This window comes from Leifsonia sp. Leaf264, assembly GCF_001422325.1.
GTDB lineage: Bacteria > Actinomycetota > Actinomycetes > Actinomycetales > Microbacteriaceae > Orlajensenia.
The window spans coordinates 715,586-736,695 of the sequence record NZ_LMMR01000001.1; the positions used below are offsets into that span (position 1 = coordinate 715,586).

Genomic DNA, 21,110 nt, shown 5'->3' on the forward strand with positions numbered 1-21,110 from the left:
TTGCCCGCGTCCGCCCTGCAGGCGGCCCGCTGCGGCAGACGTGAGCGGCTCGGTCAGCCGATGGTCTTGAACTCGAGAGCGGCGGCATCCGTCTCGCCCGAAGCGACGAAGGCGTAGCGGGTGAACCCGTCGGCCTCGGCCCGCTCGAGGAGCGCACGCACGTTCTTGGTGCGCTTGGCCAGTCGCACACGGGCACCGGATGCGACGAGTGAGCCCTTCAGCGCCACCAGGGCTGCGGGCTCGGCGTCCTTGTCGTGCACCAGGAGCAGGGCATCGGCCCTGCCTGCGGCGTCGGTGTCGAGCAGGTCGACGATGCGCTCGAAGCCGATCGAGAACCCGCAGGCGGGCACATCCGTTCCGAGGAAGCGGCCGATCATGCCGTCGTAGCGCCCTCCTCCGCCAAGCGAGTAGGTGAGCTCGGGGTGGGAGATCTCGAAGATGGTCCCGGTGTAGTAGCCCATGCCACGCACCAGGGTGGGGTCGAAGTCGAGCTCGATGCCAGAGACGGCGTCGCGGATGGCCCGGAGCTCGGCGTAGACGTCGAGGTCGAGCCAGGCTGGGGGCGGCAGCGTTCCGTCGTGCAGGTGCCAGCCGGCGTTCTCGATCGAGGCGAGGGTGTCGGCGATCCCCGCGGTGTCGATGCCGAGCGATCCGAGCTCGTCCACGACGCCCGTGACACCGATCTTGTCGAGCTTGTCGATGGTGATGAGGGCGCGCTCGTGCTGCTCGGTCGGCACGCTCCAGGTCTCGAGCAGGCGGGTCAGGATGCGTCGATCGTTGATGCGGATGCGGCATCCGTCGAGTCCCAGGGCTGAGATAGCCGCGGCCGTCGCCGTGATGAGCTCGACCTCGGCGAGCGCGCCGGCTTCTCCGATGATGTCGATGTCGCACTGCAGGAACTGCCTGAATCGCCCCTTCTGCGGGCGTTCGGCGCGCCAGACCGGAGCGATCTGGATCGCGCGGAACACGGCCGGGAGCTCAGCGCGGTGGCTGGCGTAGAAGCGGGCCAGCGGCACCGTGAGGTCGAAGCGTAACCCGAGGTCCGCGAGGCCGAGCGCATCGTCGGCCTCGGCGGCTGCCGCCAGCATCTCGGTCGTGATGCCGCGGCGCATCACGGCAAAGGCGAGCTTCTCGTTGTCCCCGCCCAGACCGGAGTGCAGGTAGGCGGCGTCCTCCATGACCGGCGTCTCGATCTCATCGAAGCCGTGCAGTGCGTAGGCGGAGCGGATCGTCCCGAGCGCGTGCTCCCGGCGGGCCTTGTCGGCGGGAAGGAAGTCGCGCATGCCGCGGGGCGGGGTCACAGTCTGGGCCATGCGCCCATTCTTCCATTCCCGGCATCGACCCCCGCTCCACCGTGTGAAGGCACCCGCCGCCGGTGATCCGCGGGATTCCGCGACTCATGGGACCGGTGCCTTCACACGGCGGGCGCGTCGCCTTCACACGGCGGCAGGTCTGTACACCTCCAGCGCAGCGTGGCTACAGGGCGCCGCCGGCAGCGGCCGGAGCATCGGCGTCGAGGCCGCCGTCGCCGATGGCCTCGCGGGCCACGAAGTTCTCGAGGTCGAACAGGTTGTCGCCGGCGCGCTGGGCCACTGTCAGCAGGGTCGACATCGACGCGACCTCCTCGACCTGCTCCTTGAGGAACCACAGCATCGCCTGCTCGCTCAGGGCGTCGCCGTCGGCACGGGCCGCCCGGAACAGCGCCTCGATCTGCGTCGTGACCTGCTTCTCCTGCGCGAGCGCGAGCGCGATGGGCTCGACGACGTTCGCGAACGCCGTCTGCGGGGCGTCGACGCCGGGGATGCTGACGCCGAGGTCGCGGTCGAGGCGGTACTGCACCAGCATCATGGCGTGGTTCCGCTCCTCGAGCGATTGCCGGTAGAAGTGCCTGGCGAGCTGCGGGAGGTCGTGGTCGTCGAACCACACGGCGATCGCGATGTACTGCTGCGACGCCGAGAACTCGTTCCCGATCTGGGCTGTCAGGAGGTCGTTGAAGCTCTGCTCAGTCATGGCTCCGACGTTAGCGGCGGCATCCGGAGCTCCGCTAGGCAGGACAGGCTGCCCTGATCGGCGCCGTGACGCGCCGGACAGCGAACGATCGCCCTCAGCTCACAGCCCACCCATAGGATCGCCCTCGGGAAGGAGATCCATGTCGATCTCAGGGGGAATAGTCGTCGAGTCGGTCGCACGCTCGTTCGGCGACGTGCATGCCGTGCGCGACGTGTCGCTGACAGTCGAACCGGGTTCCGTCGCCGGCCTCATCGGCCCCAACGGCTCGGGCAAGACGACGTTGCTGCTCATGCTCGCCACACTGGTGCAGCCCGATTCCGGAACCATCAGCATCGGCGGCTTCGATCCGGTGACGGATGCCCGCGAGGTGCGCTCGCGGATCGGCTGGATGCCCGACACCCTGGGCGCGTGGCCGTCGCTGTCTGTGCGCTCGACCATCACCACGACCGGACGGATGTACGGCATCGACCGGGAGAAGGCCGCAGTGCGCGCCGAGGAGCTCATCAGGCTCGTCGGGCTCGACGCCCTCGCCGATCGACCGGCCCGCGTCCTCTCGCGCGGCCAGAAGCAACGGCTCAGCCTCGCGCGGGCGCTGGTGCACGACCCCGACGTCCTGCTGCTCGACGAACCGGCGTCGGGCCTGGATCCCCACGCCCGCGCCGACCTGCGCGACTCGGTGCGCCGCCTCGCCGGAGAGGGCAAGGCCGTCCTGGTGTCGAGCCACGTGCTCGCCGAGCTCGACGAGATGGCTGATGCCGCCGTCTACGTCTCAGCCGGCGTCACCGCCACGGCGGAGGCCGTCGCCCGCTCCGAGCGCACTGCGCGCGACTGGCGCATCCGTGCCATCGACCCGGCCGTCCTCGCACCGGCGCTCATCGCGGCCGGAGTGCCCGTCGAACTCATCCGCACCGACAACCTCGGTTCGCTCGTTCCGATCGGCGACGAGGCCCAGGCCGCGCGCCTGCTCTCGGCCCTCATCGCCTCGGGAGTGCAGGTCTCCAGTTACGGGCCGGCTGTCGGCGACCTCGAGCACGTGTTCCTCGAGCTCAACCGCGGAGAGGGCTCGGCATGAGCGCCCCGTCAGCCTCCCTGGGCACCATCCGCGGCACCTGGCTCATCGCCACGGTCGAACTGCGCCAGCGCGTTCGCGGGGTCGCCTGGTACGTGCTGCTCGGAATCTTCATGCTCATCGTGCTGTGCGTCACCGTGCTGCTGGTCATCGCGACCAATGCCTGGAGCGACGGCGGTGGGGGCACCTTCTCGACGATCATCCTTTTCGTTCTCCTGCTCGGCACCCTCGTGTCGCCCGCCCTCAGCGGCAACGCGATCAACGGCGAGCGGGAAGGCGGCACCCTGGCGACCACCCAGGTCACCCTCGTCACGACCTGGCAGATCGTCCTGGGCAAATGGATCGCCGCGTGGATCACTGCACTCGCCTTCCTGCTCGGAGCGCTGCCGTTCCTCGTCTTCGCCGTCGCCCTGGGCAAGGTGTCCGCGCTCACCATCGCGGTGTCGACTATGGTGCTCGCGTTCGAGCTCGGCGTCGTGGCCGCGATCGGCGTCGGCCTCTCCGGGGTCATCACCCGGCCGTTGTTCTCGATCGTCGTCACCTACCTGGTGATCGCGTTCCTCAGCGTCGGCACCCTCATCGCCTTCGGACTCGCCGGCGCAGCGACGCAGTCGACCGTGGCAGTGACGACGACGGGGTATCCCGAGAGTGCGTGGGACCCGCAGACGGGCGAACTCGCTCCAGGCGCGACCTGTACCGAAGTGACCAGCTACGAGTACCAGATCCCGCGCTTCGACCACTACTGGGGCATCCTCGCCGCCAACCCCTATGTCATCCTCGCGGACGCCTCCCCGGCCGCATTCAGCTCCGTCGGTGCTCCGGAGGACCTGTTCACCTGGATCAGCGTCGCGGTGCGGGGCGCCCAGCAGACGCCGGAGCTGGTCGACGAGTACAACGACTGCCTCCAGTCCCAGCAACCCGCGCAGACGGCCGAGCAGATCTACGCGGAATCCGTGCCGTCGTGGTTCGTCGGGGCGATCATCCACGTCGTGATCGCGTCCGGGGCTCTCGTCTGGGCCTGGCGGCGCACGGACACCCCGGCCAAGCGCCTGCCGAAGGGAATGCGCGTGGCCTGACCCGGCGGCTCGTCACGGGCCGCAATCGGTCAGCGCTTGCTCAGGCGCTCTCAGCCGATCGCACGTCGTCTCCGAGCGCACGGATGGCGGCACGCAGCGCGCGCTCGGGGTCGAGGTCCTTCTCCCGGGCGTTCGCCACGAGCGCCAGCAGGTGGGCGCCGAGCGCGGACTCGTCGTCGAAGTCGTCGACGTTCGCATCCGTTCTCCGCACCCCGACCTTCGCGGCCTTGCCGAGGGTCTTGTCGGCGAGCGCGAGTGCCGGCATGCCCTGGGGCACGCCGTCGAGCACGCTGGTGCGATGCGGCTTCTCCTCCGCCTTGAGGTCGTCCCAAAAGGCCACGACGTCCTCGGCCGTGGACGCCTGGCGATCGCCGAAGACGTGCGGATGCCGCCCGATCATCTTGGCGTTCATGTGGGCGGCGACATCCTGGATGTCGAAGTCCTCCCCCGCCGTGTGCGCGGCGATGTCTGCGTGGAACAGCACCTGGTAGAGCACGTCGCCGAGTTCCTCGATCATCTCGGCCCTGTCGCCGGCCTCGATCGCGTCGATGAGCTCGTGGCTCTCCTCGACGAGATAGCGCACGAGCGACTCGTGGGTCTGGTCGGCATCCCAGGGGCAACCGCCCGGGGCACGCAGCAGGGCGACTGTCGCGATGAGGCTGTCGAGTTCGCTGGTCATGCCATCATGCTAGGCGGCGTCGTCCGACAGGCCCGTCGGGGCCCTCGCTAGACTTGGCCGCGGTGCGCCGGGAAGTCTGGTCGGCGGGCGGCGGAGCCGCTCTGAGCGCAGAACGCGAGCCTCGAGGGGATCCATCGATGACCATCCAGCACACTGACGGCCACCGCACGTCGCCGTTCCGCTCCGAGCGGGTCGCGGCCGGGCTGCTTCTGGTGGCAGCCATCGCCGGCCTCGTCGTCGCGAACACCGTCGTCGGGCCGAGACTGCTGGAATTCATGGGCGACCACCTCGCCATCGCGGCGATCGGCTTCGACATCTCGGTGAGTCATGTGATCAGCGACGGACTCCTCGCGGTCTTCTTCTTCATCGTCGCTGTCGAGCTCCGTCGCGAACTCGTGATCGGCGAGCTGAACTCGCTCGCGAAGGCAGCCCTGCCCGCCATCGCCGCCATCGGCGGCGTCGTCGTGCCGGCACTCGTCTACTTCTCGTTCACCGCCGGAACGGCCGTGGTCGACGGCTGGCCGATCCCGACGGCCACCGACATCGCCTTCGCCCTCGGGGTCCTGGCGATCTTCGGGTCGGCGCTGCCGACCCGGGTGCGGGTCTTCCTCATGGCCCTCGCGGTGCTGGACGACCTCGTGGCGATCCTCATCATCGCCTTCTTCTTCACGACCGACGTCAGGTTCGCGTCCATCGGGTTCGCCGCCATCGCGATCACGGCCTTCGGCGCCTTGAGCAGGCTGCTCCGGCCACGCTCACCCTGGTTCCTGTCGCGGCGGCCGCACTGGCCCGTCATCACGGCGATGGTCGTGCTGGCCGTCCTCGCCTGGTTCTTCACCTATCAGTCCGGCGTGCACGCCACGATCGCGGGCGTCGCACTGGGCTTCGTCATCAGCCGACGCCCCGGCGGTCGTGCCGTGCACGCCATCGAGCCGTGGTCGAACGGGGTCATCCTCCCCGTCTTCGCCTTCTCGGCTGCACTCGTCGTCATCCCAGCGGTCTCCCTGAGTGAACTCAGCCCGGCCTTCTGGGGCATCCTCGTCGCACTCCCCGTCGGCAAGCTCGTCGGCATCACCGTCGGCGGACTCATCGGAGGGTGGATCTTCCGCCGCCGATCCGGTGCCCTCGGGATCGCCGATCTGGTGCCCGTCGCCGCCCTCGGGGGCATCGGCTTCACAGTGTCACTGCTGATGAACGAACTGGCGTTCCGCGGCAACCGCGAGGTCGCCGATGAGGGCGTCCTCGCCGTCCTGATCGGATCGGGCGTCGCCATCGCCGTCTCCGCCGTGGCCGTCAGCCTGCGCGCTCGGCACTACCGGCGTCTGCGGAGCCAGCCGGTGCCGCTTCCGCAACCGGAGCCGGGAAGATCGCCGTCAGCAACTGCGTGACCCACGCGATGAGTTCGGCGTCGTCGAGGGGCTGGCCGTGCTTGTCGGGCAGCGGGACCGACAGCACACCGGTCTGCGTGAAGTAGCGCGAACCCGGGTACATGCGCTGCAGTCGCACCTGGATGGAGTCGGCCAGTGTGCCGGGGCCGACGCGCAGGTTCGACCCCATGGCGACGACCTCGCCGAGGCTCGCCCGCTGTGCCTGACGCCGCAGCCGCGACACGGCGATGAGCGTGAGCACGGCCTGCGGCGGCTCGCCGTAACGGTCGGTCAGCTCCTCGAGCACGCTGTCGATCTGGCCGTCCTTGGCCGCCGGCGAGCTCGCCGTGGAGAGCTTCTGGTACGCCTCCAGCCGCAGTCGCTCGCTGTCGACGTAGTCCTCGGGGATGTGCGCGTCGACGGGCAGCTCGAGCCGGAGCTCGGTCTGGCCCTCGGCGACGTCGCCGCGGAAGGTCGAGACGGCCTCGCCGATCATGCGCAGGTAGAGGTCGAATCCGACCCCGGCGATGTGACCGGCCTGCTCGCCGCCGAGCAGGTTGCCCGCCCCGCGGATCTCCAGGTCCTTGAGCGCGACCTGCATGCCCGATCCGAGCTCGTTGTTCGCGGCGATGGTCGACAACCTGTCGTGGGCGGTCTCGCTCAACGGGGTGTTCTCGTCGTAGAGGAAGTAGGCGTAGGCACGCTCACGACCGCGGCCGACGCGACCGCGCAGCTGGTGGAGCTGGCTGAGGCCGTACTTGTCGGCCCTGTCGATGATGATCGTGTTCGCATTGGCGATGTCGAGGCCGGTCTCGATGATCGTGGTCGAGACGAGCACGTCGAACTTGCGCTCCCAGAAGTCCACGACGATCTGTTCCAGCACGCTCTCGGGGAGCTTGCCGTGGGCGACCGCGATGCGCGCCTCGGGCACGAGCTCAGCGAGCTGGGCCGCCACGCGGTTGATGCTCGACACCCTGTTGTGCACGAAGAACACCTGGCCCTCGCGCAGCATCTCGCGGCGGATGGCGGCGGTCACCTGCTTCTCGGAATAGGGGCCGACGAAGGTGAGGATCGGATGCCGGTCCTCGGGAGCCGTGGCCAGCGTCGACATCTCGCGGATGCCCGTCACGGCCATCTCGAGCGTGCGCGGGATGGGGGTCGCGCTCATCGCCAGGAAGTCGACGTTCGTGCGCAGCTTCTTGAGCTTGTCCTTGTGCTCGACGCCGAAGCGCTGCTCCTCGTCGATGATCACCAGGCCCAGGTCCTTGAAGATCACGCCGTCGGCGAGCAGGCGGTGGGTCCCGATCACGACGTCGACGGTGCCGTCAGTGAGCCCGGCGAGGGTCTCCCGCGCCTCCTTGTCGGTCTGGAAGCGGCTGAGGGCCTTGAGATGCACAGGGAAGCCGGCGAAGCGCTCCTGGAAGGTCTCGACGTGCTGCTTCACAAGCAGCGTCGTCGGCACCAGCATCGCGACCTGCTTGCCGTCCTGCACCGCCTTGAACGCGGCGCGCACGGCGACCTCGGTCTTACCGAAGCCGACATCGCCGGACAGCAGGCGGTCCATCGGGATGGGCCGCTCCATGTCGGCCTTCACCTCGTCGATGGTCTGCAGCTGGTCGGGGGTCTCAGCGTAGGGGAACGCCTCCTCGAGCTCACGCTGCCAGGGGGTGTCTGGTCCGAAGGCGTGCCCGCGCGACGCCATGCGCGCCGAGTAGAGCTTGACCAGCTCGACGGCGATGTCGCGCACGGCCTTGCGGGCCTTGCTCTTGGCGTTCGACCAGTCGCTGCCGCCCATCTTCGACAGCGCCGGCGCCTCTCCGCCGACATAGCGGGTGAGCAGATCGAGCTGGTCCGTCGGCACGAACAGCTTGTCCGCCGGTTGTCCGCGCTTGGACGACGCGTACTCGAGCACGAGGTACTCGCGCACGATGGTGGGCTGCTGGGCTATGCCGGCAGTACGACTCGGGCCCGTCGGACGGCTGCCCGACGCGACAGTGCGCTGGGTCATGTCGACGAAGCGACCGATGCCGTGGGTCTGGTGCACCACGTAGTCGCCCGGCTTCAGCTGCAGCGGATCGACGACGTTCTTGCGGCGGCTGGCGAGCTTCTTGATCTGCCGCGAGTCGTAGCCTGCGGTGCGGCCGTAGAACTCGCCCTCGCTCAGCACGCCGATCTTCGCCGACGGCACCTCGAAGCCGCGCGAGACCCCGGCCTGCAGCAGGTAGGCGACACCGGGTTCTGGCTGGGCCGGGAACTCGTCGGCGACACGACCGGCGAAACCGCGGTCGGCCAGCACGTCGCGGGCACGCTCGACGAGGCCGTGGCCGGCAGCCACGATGGCCATGGACCAGCCGTCGGACAGGCGAGCGCCGACGTGCTCGAGGGCGCCCTCGACGTTGCCGGCGAAACTCGGCACGGCCTCGGCGGCCACCCGGATGTAGTCGGACAGATCGGCGTCGCCGGCGTCGAAGGCCGAGAACGTCCACCAGGGGTGGTCCGGCGCCTTCTGGCCCGGCGCCGAGAAGCGTACGGAGTCACGCAGCTCGCCCAGCGACAGGAAGTCCCCGGAGTCGAGGTCGATCGGCGCCTCGGCGCCGGCCGTCGCGGCGCTCCAGGCTGCGGCGAGGAACTCCCGGTTCGTCTCAGCCAGGCTCTGCGCCCGGCCGCTCACGCGTTCGGGCCCGACCACGGCGATCACGGCATCCGGTGGCAGGTAGTGGGTGACGGGTACCAGTCGGTCGACGAGGGCCGGAGCCAGCGACTCCATGCCCTCGACCGGGATGCCCTCTGCGATCTTCTCGAGCATCTGCGCCAGGCTGGGGAACTCGTGCCGCATCTCCCGGGCACGCTGGCGAACCGAGTCGCTGAGCAGCATCTCTCGGCTCGGCATCAGGCTGACGGATGCCACCGGCTCGGGCAGCGAGCGCTGGTCGGCCACGGAGAAGGCCCGGAGCTGGTCGATCTCGTCGCCGAAGAAGTCCACCCTGTACGCGTGGTCGGCGACAGGCGGGAAGACGTCGAGGATGCCGCCGCGCACGGCGAACTCCCCGCGCCTGGTCACCATGTCGACGCGAGTGTAGGCGAGGTCGACGAGCTCCCCGGCCAGGGCCGAGAGGTCGTAGCCTCGACCGCCCTGCGTGAGCACGACCGCCGGCCTGTCGGCGAGGTTGTCGGCTATGGGCTGCAGCGCGGCGCGCACCGAGGCGACGACGACGAGCGGGGCGCGCGTTGCGGCATCGGCCTCGCTCCAGACGCGCAGGGTGCGCAGGGCCTCGATGCGGCGTCCGACGATCTCGGCGCTGGGGCTCAGCCGCTCATGCGGCAGGGTCTCCCACGCCGGGAAGTCGAGCACGACGGCGTCGGGGGCGTAGGCGGCGATGCTCGCCTCGAGCGCCTCGGCCTCACGGCTGGTCGCCGTGATGACGAAGGCGGCCTGCGCGCCGCGCTCGGCGCCGCGGCGGGCGAGGAGCCCCGCGAGCAGCGGCGCGTTCATCCCCTCGGGGAGCGAGAAGTCGGCATCGCGGTTCGCCTGTGCGAGGGCGGCGTCGAACGTGGAGGCGCGCTCGAGCGCGTTTATCAAGCCCTGGAGCATCACCGTACGAGTCTACGGCCGGCCACCGACGGGCATCCGTCGTCACGTCCCCCGGATGGGGAATCACCCGGACGGGCAGCACCCGATCTGGGACGCGCAGGGGGTGATCGGCCTTCCCTAGTGTCGGAGTCGCCGGAGTCCCCTACGACGATGGCGGAACACCGAAACGTGGAACCACGCAGTACCCTCGCAGAGTCCCGGCTCCTCGGAGCCGGGACTCACTGCGTTCGGGGGCGCGGATGCTCCGGCCGACGTCAGGCCGGTGAGTGGAAGCGCAGCTGGGCCGAGGCGAGGCCGTCGGTGATGACGTGCTCGGCGGCGTCTGCGGCATCCGTCAGCAGATTCGGCAGCACCTTCTTCTCGGTCGATGAGAAGTCGTGCAGCACGAAGTCGGCGGCATCCTGTCGCCCGGGCGGACGACCGACGCCGACGCGCACGCGGGTGAAGTCGGGGGTTCCGATGGCCGCGATGATGTCGCGCAGGCCGTTGTGGCCGCCGTGGCCGCCGCCCAGTTTGAGCTTGACGGTGTCGAACGGCACGTCGAGCTCATCGTGGATGACGATGAGCCGCGAGGCGTCGAGAGAGTAGAACTTCAGCAGCGCCGCGACGGGCTTGCCCGAGAGGTTCATGAAGGTGCCGGGCTTGGCCAGGATGAGCTTCGGTCCGCCGGGGCGCAGCCGCCCCTCGGCGACGAGCGCGTTCGCCTTGTGCGTCTTGAACGACGCCGAGATGCGGCCGGCGAGCTCGTCGAGCACCATCTGCCCGACATTGTGCCTGTTGCCGGAGTAGCCGGGCCCGGGGTTGCCGAGCCCGGCTACCAGCCAGGTGTTCTCGTCCACGTCGTGAACGTTCTGTCGTGAACGGAAGAGACCGAGGATGACTACTCGGCAGCCTCGGCGGCGGCCTCGGCGTCAGCCTCTTCCTCTTCCACGCCCTCGCCACGACCGGCGGCGGGCACGTGCACGTTGATGACGAGCGTCTCGGGGTCGCTGATGAGCGAGGAGCCCTTGGGCAGCTCGACGTCCTTCGCGAAGATCTGGGCGCCCTCTTCGAGGCCCTCGATGTCGACGACGACGTTCTCGGGGATGTGGGTCGCCTCGGCCTCGAGCAGGAGGGTCTTGGCGTCGAGGTCGGCGATGGTGCCGGAGAAGCTCTCACCGGTCACGTGCACGGGAACCTCGATCTGGACCTTCTCGCCCTTGCGGATGACGATGAGGTCGAGGTGCTCGATGATCTGGCGGACCGGGTCCTTCTGCACGTCCTTGACGAGCACGAGCTCGGTCTTGCCGTCGATGTCGAGCTCGAGCAGGGCGTTGGCCTTGCGGAGGATGAGTCCGATCTGGTGGGCGGGCAGGGTCACGTGGCGGGGGTCGGAACCGTGGCCGTAGATGACGGCCGGGATCTTGCCGACGGCGCGGATCTTGCGGGCAGCGCCCTTGCCGAAGGACTCGCGAACCTCGGCGACAACCTTGTTGTCATCACTCATGATGTATCTCCTTGCGGGCTCGTGGCCCAGATCAGTGGTCTGTGTGTTCAACTCGAACGCATGTCAGCGTGAGGAAAAGCCAGGGGAAGCCGCATCCGCCGCGTCGATAACGGATGCCGGAGCATCCCTCGCCGAAGTCTTCAGTCCCCTGCACCGCGAGCGGCACGGGAAACCAGTCTGTGAGTCTATCAGGCTTGGCGGATGCGGCAGCACAGCGTCATGAAGCAGGCGCGAACACTACGCTGGAATCCGACTATCGAAGGAGAGCGCAATCGTGCCCGAGGCAACAGCAAACATCGGCGTCGTCGGCTTGGCCGTCATGGGATCCAACCTGGCACGCAACCTCGCCAGCCGTGATGGCAACACCGTCGCAGTGTTCAACCGCTCTCCTGAGAAGACCGAGACCCTGCTCGCCGAGCACCCCGAGGCCGAGTTCGTGCCCGCCTCCTCCTACGAGGAATTCGCCGCGACGCTCAGCAAGCCGCGCACTGCGATCATCATGGTGCAGGCCGGACGGGGCACCGACGCCGTCATCGACGCCCTCACCGAGGTCTTCGAGCCGGGCGACATCATCGTCGACGGCGGCAACGCGCTCTTCACCGACACCATCCGCCGCGAGAAGGCCGTGCGCGAGACCGGCATCAACTTCGTCGGCGCCGGCATCTCCGGCGGCGAGGAGGGCGCCCTCAACGGCCCGTCGATCATGCCCGGAGGCTCCGACGAGTCGTGGGTCACCCTCGGACCGATCCTCAAGTCCATCGCAGCGATCGCCGAGGGCGAGCCGTGCGTGACCCACGTCGGGCACGACGGCGCCGGCCACTTCGTCAAGATGGTGCACAACGGCATCGAGTACGCCGACATGCAGCTCATCGGCGAGGCCTACGACCTCATCCGTCGCGGAACCGGCAAGTCGCCGTCGGAGATCGCCGACATCTTCTCGGAGTGGAACCGCGGCGAGCTCGAGAGCTACCTCATCGAGATCACGGCCGAGGTGCTGCGCCAGGTCGACGCCGAGACCGGCACGCCGCTCGTCGACGTCATCCTCGACCAGGCCGGCGCGAAGGGCACCGGAGCCTGGACCGTGCAGACAGCGCTCGACCTCGGCATCCCGGTGTCCGGCATCGCCGAGGCCGTGTTCGCGCGGTCGCTGTCGTCGAAGCCCGCCCAGCGCGCGGCGGCATCCGCCCTCCCCGGCCCGTCGGAGGCGTGGACCGTGGCGGATGCCGACCAGGACGCGTTCGTGGAGGACGTGCGTCGCGCCCTCTACGCCTCGAAGATCGTCGCCTACTCGCAGGGCTTCGACGAGATCGTCGCGGGCGCCGAGCAGTACGGCTGGGACATCAAGAAGGGCGACATCGCGGCCATCTGGCGCGGCGGCTGCATCATCCGGGCCCGCTTCCTCAACCGCATCACGGAGGCCTACGCCGCCGACCCCGGACTCGTGGCGCTGCTGACGGCCCCGTACTTCGCCGAGGCCCTCGCGGGCACCCAGGAGGCGTGGCGCCGCGTCGTCGTCGTGGCGGCCCAGGCCGGCATCCCCTCGCCCGCGTTCTCGTCGAGCTTGGCCTACTACGACGGCCTGCGTGCCGACCGACTGCCGGCAGCCCTCATCCAGGGCCAGCGCGACTTCTTCGGAGCCCACACCTACAAGCGCGTCGACAAGGACGGCACCTTCCACACCCTGTGGTCGGGCGACCGCTCCGAGATCGAATCGGCAGGCTCCAGCCACTAGTCGCGCTGGCCGTCCCCGCTACTTCGGGGCGGCTTCCCGGCGCCTCATCATGACGCTCAGCGAGCGGGCGCCCAGCCCGACCGCCAGCACCACGACGGCGCCGACGACGGCCTGCCACGGCAGGGTGAGGGCCAGCAGGAGGCATCCGGCGAGCCCGATCCACTGCACGGCGCGCGGCAGCCAGCGCTCCGAGCGCGGCTGCCGCAGTGCCGAGGCGTGCGCGATCGCGTAGTAGCCGAGCACGGCGCAGGCCGAGAATCCGACCAGCTGGCGCGGATCGAGCAGTACCACCGCCGCGATCGCGATCAGGGCGACGGATGCCTCGGCCACGACCGGCGCCGACGTCCGGGTCGAGATGCGGCCGAGCGCGCCGGGCAGGTCGCCCTCCCGTGCCATCGCGAGCGAGGTGCGGCTGAGCCCGGCGAGGATGCCGATCAACGACCCGAGACTCGCGAGGGCGGCGACGGCACCCACGACGACGGCCCATCCGGTGCCGCCGAGAGCCACGGCGGCCAGATCCGCGATCGGCGACGCCGAGACCGCCAGACCGTCGGGCCCGAGCACGCTCAGGCAGAGTGCGCCGATGGTCGCGTAGAGCGCCAGTGCGATGGCCAGCGCCGAGATGATCGCCCGCGGGAGGGTGCGCCGGGGATCACGCACCTCCTCCCCCAGCGTCGCCATGCGGGCGTAGCCGGCGAAGCAGAAGAACAGCAGGCCGGCGGACTGCAGCACGCCGTACCAGCCGGCATCCGTCGCTCCGAGCTCGAGCACGGGTCCGACCGCCGCTCCCGAGAGCAGGGTCGCACCGATCAGGGTGACGAGGCCGGCTCCCACTACGGCCACGATCACCAGGCTGACGCGGGCGGTACTGCGGATGCCCGTCGCGTTGACTCCGGCCAGCACGGCCACGGCGGCCACGGCCACGGGCTTCGCCTGCTCCGGCCAGAGGTAGCTCCCGGCGATGAGTGCGATCGCGCCCACCGAGGCTGTCTTGCCGCAGACGAAGAGCCAGCCCGCTGCGAATCCGGTCCACGGCCCGATCGTCGCCCTCCCGTAGGCGTAGGCGCCGCCGGACACCGGATGGGCCATCGCCAACTGGGCCGTGCTCAGGGCGTTGAGCGAGGCCACGATGCCGGCGAGGACCAGCCCGACGAGCAGCGCTCCACCGGCCGCAGCGGCGGCCGGTGCCCAGACGTAGAAGACACCGGCCCCGACCATCGATGCCAAGCCGATGCCCATGGCCTGGCCTGTGCCGATCCGCCGGAGGAGTGCGCTCACGAGGCCGACCTTAGCGATGCAGCGTGAACGTTTGTTAGGGTCGCCACCATGACGACGCATCCGGAGCTGCTCGGCGCCGACGAGGACGACGACGACTTCGCCCGCCCGCTCCGCGGCGGCCGCCGCGGTCGCATGCTCCGGGCCGTGGTCTGGGTCGGCATCGTCGCCCTCGTGCTCCCGGGCGTCCTGGTGACCTGGGGTGTCGCCCAGGGCACGGCCGCCCGCGCCTGCGCCGCCTATGCGGCGTACCTGCGCCCTGACGCCGGCGGCTCGTCGGTCGACTTCCAGCTGTTCGCGCAGGACGGCCCGGGCTGGCAGTGCTACGCCGTGAGCACGAGCGGTCCGCGGGAGTACCTGGGATCGCTCGGCCTCATCCCGTCAGCACCGCACATCCCGCAGCAGACGTCCTGACTCAGCCGTTCAGCAGCTGATCGCGTACCTGTCGACGGATGACCTTGCCGATGAGCGACTTGGGCAGCTCGTCGACGGCGACGATGCGCTTCGGCACCTTGTAGGCGGTCAGCTGGTCGCGCGCGAACGCTCGGATGGACGCCTCGTCGAGCTCGGCGCCGTCGCGCAGCACCACCGCGGCCACGACCTGCTCACCGCTGTGCTCGTTCGGGAGACCGACGACTGCAGCGTCGAGCACGTCGGGGTGCGCGCGCAGCGCCTCCTCGACCTCGCTCGGCGCCACGTTGAAGCCGCCGGTGATGATGAGCTCCTTGATGCGGTCGACGATCCTCACGAAGCCGTCGGAATCGAGCGCGACGATATCGCCGGTGCGGAACCAGTCGGCTCCGCCATCCGTCGCCGTCACGAAGACGGCCGCGGTCTCGTCGGGCTTCTTCCAGTAGCCGGAGAACACCTGCGGCCCGCGCACGATGAGCTCGCCCTCCTCGTCTGTGCCGCGATCCTGCGTCGGGTCCTCCGGGTCGACGACGCGTACCTCGGTCGATGACAGCGGCAGGCCGACGGTTCCGGCCTTGCGCGTCGGGGCGACGGGGTTGGCCATGAGCACCGGAGAGGTCTCGGAGAGCCCGTAGCCCTCGACGAGGTAGCCGCCGGTGAGCGCCTCCCACGGCTCGACGACCTCGGCCGAGAGGGGCATGGCGCCGGAGATGGCGATCTGGATGCCAGCGAGCGACACGCCCTCCTTCTCCGCGGCGTGCCGTAGGCGCTCGTAGATGGGCGGCACGGCCGGCAGGAAGGTGGCCGGACGCTTCTTCATGACGGCGAGCACCAGGTCGGGGTCGAACTTCGGGAACAGCACGAGTCGCGACCCCATGCTCATCGCGAAGGTCAGGCAGAGGGTGAGGCCGTAGGCGTGGAACATGGGCAGCACGGCGTAGACGACGCTGGTGCCGCGCTCGATGGTCGGCACCCATGCCCGTGACTGTGCGGCGTTGGCGGCGAGGTTGAGGTGCGTGAGCGTCGCGCCCTTCGGAGACCCCGTCGTACCGCTGGTGTACTGGATCAGCGCGACGTCGTCGACGGATGGCGCCACGATGTGCTCGTCGATGGGCGCAGCCTTCAGCAGCTCGTCCCACGGGGTCGTGCCGCGCACCGACGTGGTGAGGGCCTCACGCGACTCGCGCGCCTTCGCGACCGGCAGCTTCAGCGCGGCACGGGTGAGGAAGGGCATGGCCCGGGTCACGTCGACCGAGATGATCGTCTCGACGGCGACATCCGCCGGGAAGTCCTGGATCGTCTCGACCACCTTGTTCCACGCGATGGCCACCGTGGCCCCGTGGTCCTCGAACTGGTGGCGCAGCTCCCGCGGCGTGTAGAGCGGGTTGTGCTCGATGACGATGGCACCGAGTCGCAGCACGGCGTAGAACGCCGCGACGTGCTGCGGGCAGTTCGGGAGCACGAGGGCGACCGTGTCGCCCTTCTGCACGCCGAGCAGGCGCAGGCCCTCCGCCGCCCGGTCGACCTGGGCGCCGAGCTCGGCGTAGGTGGTGGTGCGGCCGAAGAACTCGAGGGCGACGTTGTCGGGATACTGCCGAACCGACGCCGCGAGCATGTCGTAGAGGGAACCGTCGGGCAGCTCGATGTCGTGGGGCACGCCCTCGGCGTAGGAGTCGAGCCAGGGGCGGGGGGTCGTGATCACCCCTTTACAGTAGCGCCGGGCTCATCATCAGGGTGCCCTGCTACCCTCGGGCGAAGGCCTATGACCTCCGAACACATCCGACCTCGCAGCTCGTCGCGGCACACCGCGGCGCGACGGGGCGCGCCGCGGAAGACGACATCGCATCCGCGCAACCGGATGGCGATCCCGGCGGCGCTGGCCGTCATCGCCTGGGGCGCCGCCCTCATGATGGCGCCCCCACCGCTTCCGAGCGCTGCCGAGACGGCTCAGGCGAGCGGGACGACGCTGCCGGAGCAGTCGATCACCGTCGCGGCGACGGTGCCCGACATCTCCGTGGACCGCGACGGCTACAGCGCCACCGACGGCGCGCAGACCCTGGCCGCCAACGGAACCAACTACGACTGGGCCAAGCTCGTGCTGGTGTTCGCCGGCTGGCCGACGACGGAGAGCAACATCACGGTGTTCACGCGCTGGATGCGCCAGGAGAACGGCGTCGACAACTGGTGGAACCGCAACAACCCGCTGAACAACGGCTGGGGCTCCGGCGGCGGCAGCGGCCTGGGCAGCTACGACTCGCTCGTGACGGCGGCCGAGCAGTGCGCCGACGCCCTGCACCGCAACTCGGGCTACTCCGCCATCGCGGCCGGCTTCGCGGCGTCCGCTCCGACGAGTGAGATCGAAGCGGCGATCTGGGCGTCGCCGTGGGCGTCGAGCCACTACGCAAACGGGGCGCACTGGAGCTCGCGCCCGGCCGACATGGTCAAGGCGCCGACAGACGCCTGGGGCTAGGCGCCTACGCAGCCCCGTCGAACATCGAGGTGACCGACTCGTCGTTGAAGACGGCGTCGATGGCCTGGGCGAGAAGCGGCGCGATCGGAAGGATCGTGAGCTTGTCGAAGCGCTTCTCCTCCGGCACCGGCAGGGTGTCGGTCACGACGACCTCGTCGACGGCGTCGCTCTGCAGGATCTCCGTGGCCGGATCGCTGAAGACGGCGTGGGTGGCTGCGACGACGACGCCGATGGCGCCGGCGGCCTTGAGGGCCTCAGCCGCCTTCACGATCGTGCGGCCGGTGTCGATCAGGTCGTCGACCAGCAGGCAGACACGTCCGTTGACCTCACCGACGATCTCGTGCACCGAGACCTGGTTCGGCACCAGCGGGTCGCGGCGCTTGTGGATGATGGCGAGGGGAACGCCGAGTTTGTCGCTCCAGATGTCGGCGACGCGCACCCGGCCCATGTCGGGCGAGACCACGGTGAGGGTGGCCGGGTCGAGCTTGGACTGGAAGTGCTCGAGCAGCACGGGCATCGCGAAGAGGTGGTCGACGGGGCCGTCGAAGAAGCCCTGGATCTGGGCGGCGTGCAGGTCGACGCTCATGATGCGGTCGGCACCGGCGGCCTTGTAGAGGTCGGCGACGAGGCGGGCGCTGATCGGTTCACGACCGCGGCCCTTCTTGTCCTGACGGGCGTAGGGGTAGAACGGCGAGACGACGGTGATGCGCTTGGCCGAGGCACGCTTGAGGGCGTCGACCATGATGAGCTGCTCCATGAGCCACTCGTTGATCGGCGAGGTGTGCGACTGGATGACGAAGGCGTCGCAGCCGCGCACGCTCTCGTCGAAGCGCGCGTAGATCTCGCCGTTGGCGAAGGTGCGGGCATCCGTCGGCACCAACTCGCTGCCGAGCTCGGTCGCTATGTCCTTCGCGAGCTGCGGATGCGCACGCCCGGAAACCAGGACGAGGTGCTTCTGGCCGGTGATGTTGATGCCGGACACTCGGACTCCGCTCTGCTCTGCGACTCGATGGCCGTTTAGTCGTCGGACGCCGGTGAGGCGGCCCGGGCCGCTGTGTCGGCGGCCGTTCCGGGGCGCTTGCGGCTGACCCAGCCGTCGAGGTTGCGCTGCTGCGCGACCGAGATGGCGAGGGCCCCGGGTGGGACGTCCTTGCGGACGACTGTTCCGGCGCCGGTGTACGCTCCGTCACCAATCCTAACGGGGGCGACGAACACCCCGTGCGACCCGGTTCGAACGTGCGAGCCCACTTCGGAGCGGTTCTTCTCGACGCCGTCGTAGTTGGCGAAGATCGAACCGGCGCCGATGTTGGAGCCCTCGCCGATCGTGGCATCGCCGACGTAGGAGAGGTGCGGCACCTTGCTGCCGACGCCGATGTTCGCGTTCTTGGTCTCGACGAAGGCGCCGATCTTGCCATCGGCGCCGAGGATGGTGCCCGGACGCAGGTACGAGAACGGGCCGACGGTCGCGCCGGCCTCGATCACGCTGAGGGTGGCGTCGGTGCGCTTGACCGTCGCTCCCTCGCCAACCTCGGTGTCGACGAGGGTGGTGTCGGGACCGATCACGGCTCCGGTGGCGATGACCGAAGCCCCGAGGATCTGGGTGCCCGGCTTCACCGTGACGTCTGGAGCCAGCACGGCCTTCACGTCGATCCACGTCGTGGCCGGGTCCTGGATGGTGACGCCGGCCAGCTGCCATCCGCGCACGATGAGCGCGTTCAGCTGCAGGGCGGCCTCGGAGAGCTGGGCGCGATCGTTGATCCCGGCCACGAGCCAGGCCTCGTCCACGGGGACGGCGGCGACCTCGCTGCCGGCCTCGCGGAGCAGGCCGATGACATCGGTGAGGTACTTCTCGCCCTGGGCGTTGTCCGTCGTCACGTTGGCCAGCTGGTCGCGGAGCTCGTTCACCCCGAAGACGTAGATGCCGGCGTTGGCCTCGCCGATGGCGCGCTCGGTCTCCGTCGCGTCCTTCTGCTCGACGATGCGGTCGAAGGCGCCGTCCTCGGTGCGCACGATGCGCCCGTAACCCGTGACGTCGTGCGGGAACAGCGACATGACGCTGGCGGCCGCGGCATCGGCCCGATGCGCCTCGACGAAGCGCCCGAGGGTCTCGGCATCGAGGAGGGGCACGTCGCCGTTGACGACGAGCACCTCGCCGGCGAAGTCGGCCGGCAGCGCCGCGATGGCGAGCTCCACCGCACGGCCGGTGCCGGCGATCTCGTCCTGATCGACGATCACGCTCTCCGGCATGTCGACGCCGATGACGCCGGCCACCCTGTCGCGCTCGTAGCGCACGACGCTGATCACGTGCGCGGCGTCGAGCTTGCGGGCCGTGGCGAGCACGTGCGACACGATCGGCATGCCGCCGAGCGGATGCAGCAGCTTCGGGAGCGACGACTTCATGCGGGTGCCCTGGCCTGCGGCGAGGACGACGATGGCGAGCTTCGGATCGGTCATGGGTCTCCCTGGATGCTGCTCGAAGGGCTCCGCCGCCAGGACTCGAACCTGGACCTAACAGCTCCAAAGGCTGTCGTGCTGCCATTACACCACGGCGGACCACGCCGGGCCACGAGGCCGAACGCGCCCTCCAGTCTGCCAGAACGCATGACGCGCCCGTGACGCGACGGAGAGCATTCGAACGGGATAATGGAGCCATGCCGAGCAACGACGAGGTCGACCGCATCGTGGATGCGTGGGGACGCGAGCGCCCCGATCTCGACTTCTCCCCCCTCCAGGTGCTGTCCCGAGTCGGTCGACTCGCGAAGCACCTCGACCGCGAGCGCCGCAGCGCCTTCTCCCGGGCCGGCCTGGAGTCGTGGGAGTTCGACGTGCTCTCGGCGCTGCGACGCGCAGGCGCCCCGTACCAGCTCTCTCCCAAGCAGTTGCTGCAGCAGACTCTCGTCTCCAGCGGCACCATGACGAACCGCATCGACAGGCTCGTCGACGTCGGCCTGGTGACGCGGCAGACCGACCCTCGCGACGGCCGCGGCGTGCTCGTGGTCATGACACCGGCGGGCCTCGACCAGGTCGACGCCGCCATCACCCAGCTCGTCGACGCCGAGGCCGACCTCCTCGACACGCTGAGCGCGACGGATCAGGATCGTCTGGCCGGGCTGCTGCGCAAGCTCAGCCTCGACTACGACTGAGGCCGGCGCCCGAGCGCTGCGGCCGCCTCCACGGCGGCGATGGCCAGGTCCTCCTCTTCGAGCTGCTCGTTCTCGGCGGTTCTGGCCTCGACCCGGATCTGCACCAGCTTCTCGCTGCGTCGCTGGTTCGGCAGCGGCAGGTGCTGGGTGATGATCGACAGCGGCAGGATGAGGATCCAGAAGTACATCGCCACTGAGGGGTCCACGAACAGCGCGATCGGAATGGACAGGAGGAAGATCGCCGGCGTCGGGAACTGGTTGCGCACGCTGAGCGCGTAGACGTCGAAGTCGACGATCTCGTCGAGGAAGTCGTGACGCCACGAGTACACCCAGAGCCAGAGCTGCATCAGGCTGATGGCAGCCACGTTGACGGCGTAGATCACGACCGTGACGGGCTCCTGGTACATGCTCAGCGCGCTGGTCGACACGGGCAGCAGCGCGACGAAGAACAGGACGCCCAGGTTGATCGCCTGCAGCGGGGCGTTGTACCGGCGGATGACCGTGAACTTGCGGTTGTGCGTGATCCAGTTGATGCCGATGATGGCGAAGCTCAGCACGTAGGCGCCGAACACGGGCAGGTCATCGAGGAGCGCAGCGCCGATGTCGCTGGGCGCGACATCGGGGATATGGATCTCCAGCACCAGCAGAGTCATGGCGATGGCCATCACGGCGTCGCTGAAGAACACGGTCCGCTCGATGCTCGAGCCCTGGGTCAGCAGGCGCTTGTACCGATTCTCGGCGCCGGTGCGACGTTCCACCCGCTCGGACCGATCAGTCATGGGGCGAGCCTAATAGGGTGG

18 protein-coding genes and 1 tRNA gene are annotated in these 21,110 nt (G+C 69.4%); 7 read left to right on the forward strand and 12 right to left on the reverse strand.

Going from position 1 to position 21,110, the window contains the following annotated elements; genetic code table 11:
- Positions 1-53: 53 nt before the first annotated feature.
- Together hisS and ASF30_RS03335 are read right to left on the reverse strand one after the other, a co-directional pair.
- Positions 54-1,313, reverse strand: a complete 1,260-nt coding sequence (hisS, locus tag ASF30_RS03330; RefSeq protein WP_055901402.1) for a histidine--tRNA ligase — start codon at positions 1,311-1,313, stop codon at positions 54-56.
- A gap of 163 nt (positions 1,314-1,476) precedes the next feature.
- Positions 1,477-2,010 (reverse strand): ferritin, encoded by a 534-nt coding sequence (locus ASF30_RS03335; RefSeq protein ID WP_055901405.1) that lies wholly within the window; start codon positions 2,008-2,010, stop codon positions 1,477-1,479.
- A gap of 139 nt (positions 2,011-2,149) precedes the next feature.
- On the opposite strand from ASF30_RS03335, the gene ASF30_RS03340 reads away from it, so the two are divergent.
- Positions 2,150-3,082: an ABC transporter ATP-binding protein gene (locus ASF30_RS03340; RefSeq protein WP_055901409.1), complete on the forward strand. Its 933-nt coding sequence runs from the start codon at positions 2,150-2,152 to the stop codon at positions 3,080-3,082.
- On the forward strand, positions 3,079-4,155 hold the full coding sequence (locus tag ASF30_RS03345; protein WP_055901412.1) for an ABC transporter permease: 1,077 nt from the start codon (positions 3,079-3,081) through the stop codon (positions 4,153-4,155). Before ASF30_RS03340 ends, ASF30_RS03345 begins: the two co-directional genes overlap by 4 nt.
- A 40-nt stretch (positions 4,156-4,195) precedes the next feature.
- Here the strand turns inward: ASF30_RS03345 and ASF30_RS03350 are convergent, their stop codons facing one another.
- Complete coding sequence (locus ASF30_RS03350) at positions 4,196-4,834, reverse strand: MazG family protein (RefSeq protein WP_055901415.1); 639 nt, start codon at positions 4,832-4,834, stop codon at positions 4,196-4,198.
- Positions 4,835-4,971: 137 nt separating this feature from the next.
- Here ASF30_RS03350 and ASF30_RS03355 point away from each other — a divergent pair, with 137 nt between their 5' ends.
- On the forward strand, positions 4,972-6,222 hold the full coding sequence (locus ASF30_RS03355; RefSeq protein WP_055901417.1) for a Na+/H+ antiporter NhaA: 1,251 nt from the start codon (positions 4,972-4,974) through the stop codon (positions 6,220-6,222).
- Here ASF30_RS03355 and mfd read toward each other — a convergent pair.
- The 3 genes from mfd to ASF30_RS03370 form a co-directional block, all read right to left on the reverse strand.
- A complete protein-coding gene (gene mfd / locus ASF30_RS03360) occupies positions 6,128-9,796 on the reverse strand; it encodes a transcription-repair coupling factor (protein ID WP_055901420.1) in 3,669 nt (1,222 codons plus the stop codon). The genes ASF30_RS03355 and mfd overlap by 95 nt on opposite strands.
- A gap of 251 nt (positions 9,797-10,047) precedes the next feature.
- Positions 10,048-10,632, reverse strand: coding sequence for an aminoacyl-tRNA hydrolase (gene pth / locus ASF30_RS03365; RefSeq protein ID WP_055901423.1), 585 nt, complete (start codon positions 10,630-10,632; stop codon positions 10,048-10,050).
- 41 nt (positions 10,633-10,673) lie between these two features.
- Entirely contained in the window at positions 10,674-11,279 is a 606-nt protein-coding gene (locus ASF30_RS03370) for a 50S ribosomal protein L25/general stress protein Ctc (protein WP_055901426.1), read from the reverse strand.
- A gap of 274 nt (positions 11,280-11,553) precedes the next feature.
- Here ASF30_RS03370 and gndA point away from each other — a divergent pair, with 274 nt between their 5' ends.
- Positions 11,554-13,011 (forward strand): NADP-dependent phosphogluconate dehydrogenase, encoded by a 1,458-nt coding sequence (gndA, locus tag ASF30_RS03375; RefSeq protein ID WP_082467412.1) that lies wholly within the window; start codon positions 11,554-11,556, stop codon positions 13,009-13,011.
- A gap of 18 nt (positions 13,012-13,029) precedes the next feature.
- Here the strand turns inward: gndA and ASF30_RS03380 are convergent, their stop codons facing one another.
- Positions 13,030-14,289, reverse strand: a complete 1,260-nt coding sequence (locus tag ASF30_RS03380; RefSeq protein WP_235480249.1) for an APC family permease — start codon at positions 14,287-14,289, stop codon at positions 13,030-13,032.
- A gap of 48 nt (positions 14,290-14,337) precedes the next feature.
- Between ASF30_RS03380 and ASF30_RS03385 the strand changes: the two genes are divergently transcribed.
- Positions 14,338-14,700, forward strand: a complete 363-nt coding sequence (locus ASF30_RS03385; RefSeq protein ID WP_055901431.1) for a hypothetical protein — start codon at positions 14,338-14,340, stop codon at positions 14,698-14,700.
- A 1-nt stretch (position 14,701) separates the two neighbouring features.
- Here ASF30_RS03385 and ASF30_RS03390 read toward each other — a convergent pair whose 3' ends face one another.
- Positions 14,702-16,396 (reverse strand): long-chain-fatty-acid--CoA ligase, encoded by a 1,695-nt coding sequence (locus ASF30_RS03390; RefSeq protein ID WP_055902470.1) that lies wholly within the window; start codon positions 16,394-16,396, stop codon positions 14,702-14,704.
- A gap of 63 nt (positions 16,397-16,459) precedes the next feature.
- Between ASF30_RS03390 and ASF30_RS03395 the strand changes: the two genes are divergently transcribed.
- On the forward strand, positions 16,460-17,167 hold the full coding sequence (locus ASF30_RS03395; RefSeq protein WP_157496914.1) for a hypothetical protein: 708 nt from the start codon (positions 16,460-16,462) through the stop codon (positions 17,165-17,167).
- Between the two features lie 4 nt (positions 17,168-17,171).
- Here ASF30_RS03395 and ASF30_RS03400 read toward each other — a convergent pair whose 3' ends face one another.
- The 3 genes from ASF30_RS03400 to ASF30_RS03410 all read right to left on the reverse strand — a co-directional run bounded on the left by ASF30_RS03400 (position 17,172) and on the right by ASF30_RS03410 (position 19,720).
- The gene (locus ASF30_RS03400) at positions 17,172-18,149 is read right to left on the reverse strand and encodes a ribose-phosphate diphosphokinase (RefSeq protein WP_055901437.1); all 978 of its coding nucleotides are present in this window, start codon (positions 18,147-18,149) and stop codon (positions 17,172-17,174) included.
- Positions 18,150-18,184: 35 nt separating this feature from the next.
- Positions 18,185-19,621 (reverse strand): bifunctional UDP-N-acetylglucosamine diphosphorylase/glucosamine-1-phosphate N-acetyltransferase GlmU, encoded by a 1,437-nt coding sequence (gene glmU, locus ASF30_RS03405; RefSeq protein ID WP_055901438.1) that lies wholly within the window; start codon positions 19,619-19,621, stop codon positions 18,185-18,187.
- A 27-nt stretch (positions 19,622-19,648) separates the two neighbouring features.
- Positions 19,649-19,720 (reverse strand) — tRNA-Gln (locus ASF30_RS03410).
- A 98-nt stretch (positions 19,721-19,818) separates the two neighbouring features.
- Here ASF30_RS03410 and ASF30_RS03415 point away from each other — a divergent pair.
- Positions 19,819-20,310: a MarR family winged helix-turn-helix transcriptional regulator gene (locus ASF30_RS03415; RefSeq protein WP_055901441.1), complete on the forward strand. Its 492-nt coding sequence runs from the start codon at positions 19,819-19,821 to the stop codon at positions 20,308-20,310.
- Here ASF30_RS03415 and ASF30_RS03420 read toward each other — a convergent pair.
- Positions 20,301-21,089, reverse strand: coding sequence for a TMEM175 family protein (locus ASF30_RS03420; RefSeq protein WP_055901443.1), 789 nt, complete (start codon positions 21,087-21,089; stop codon positions 20,301-20,303). The two genes, ASF30_RS03415 and ASF30_RS03420, sit on opposite strands and share 10 nt — an antisense overlap.
- Positions 21,090-21,110 lie beyond the last annotated feature (21 nt).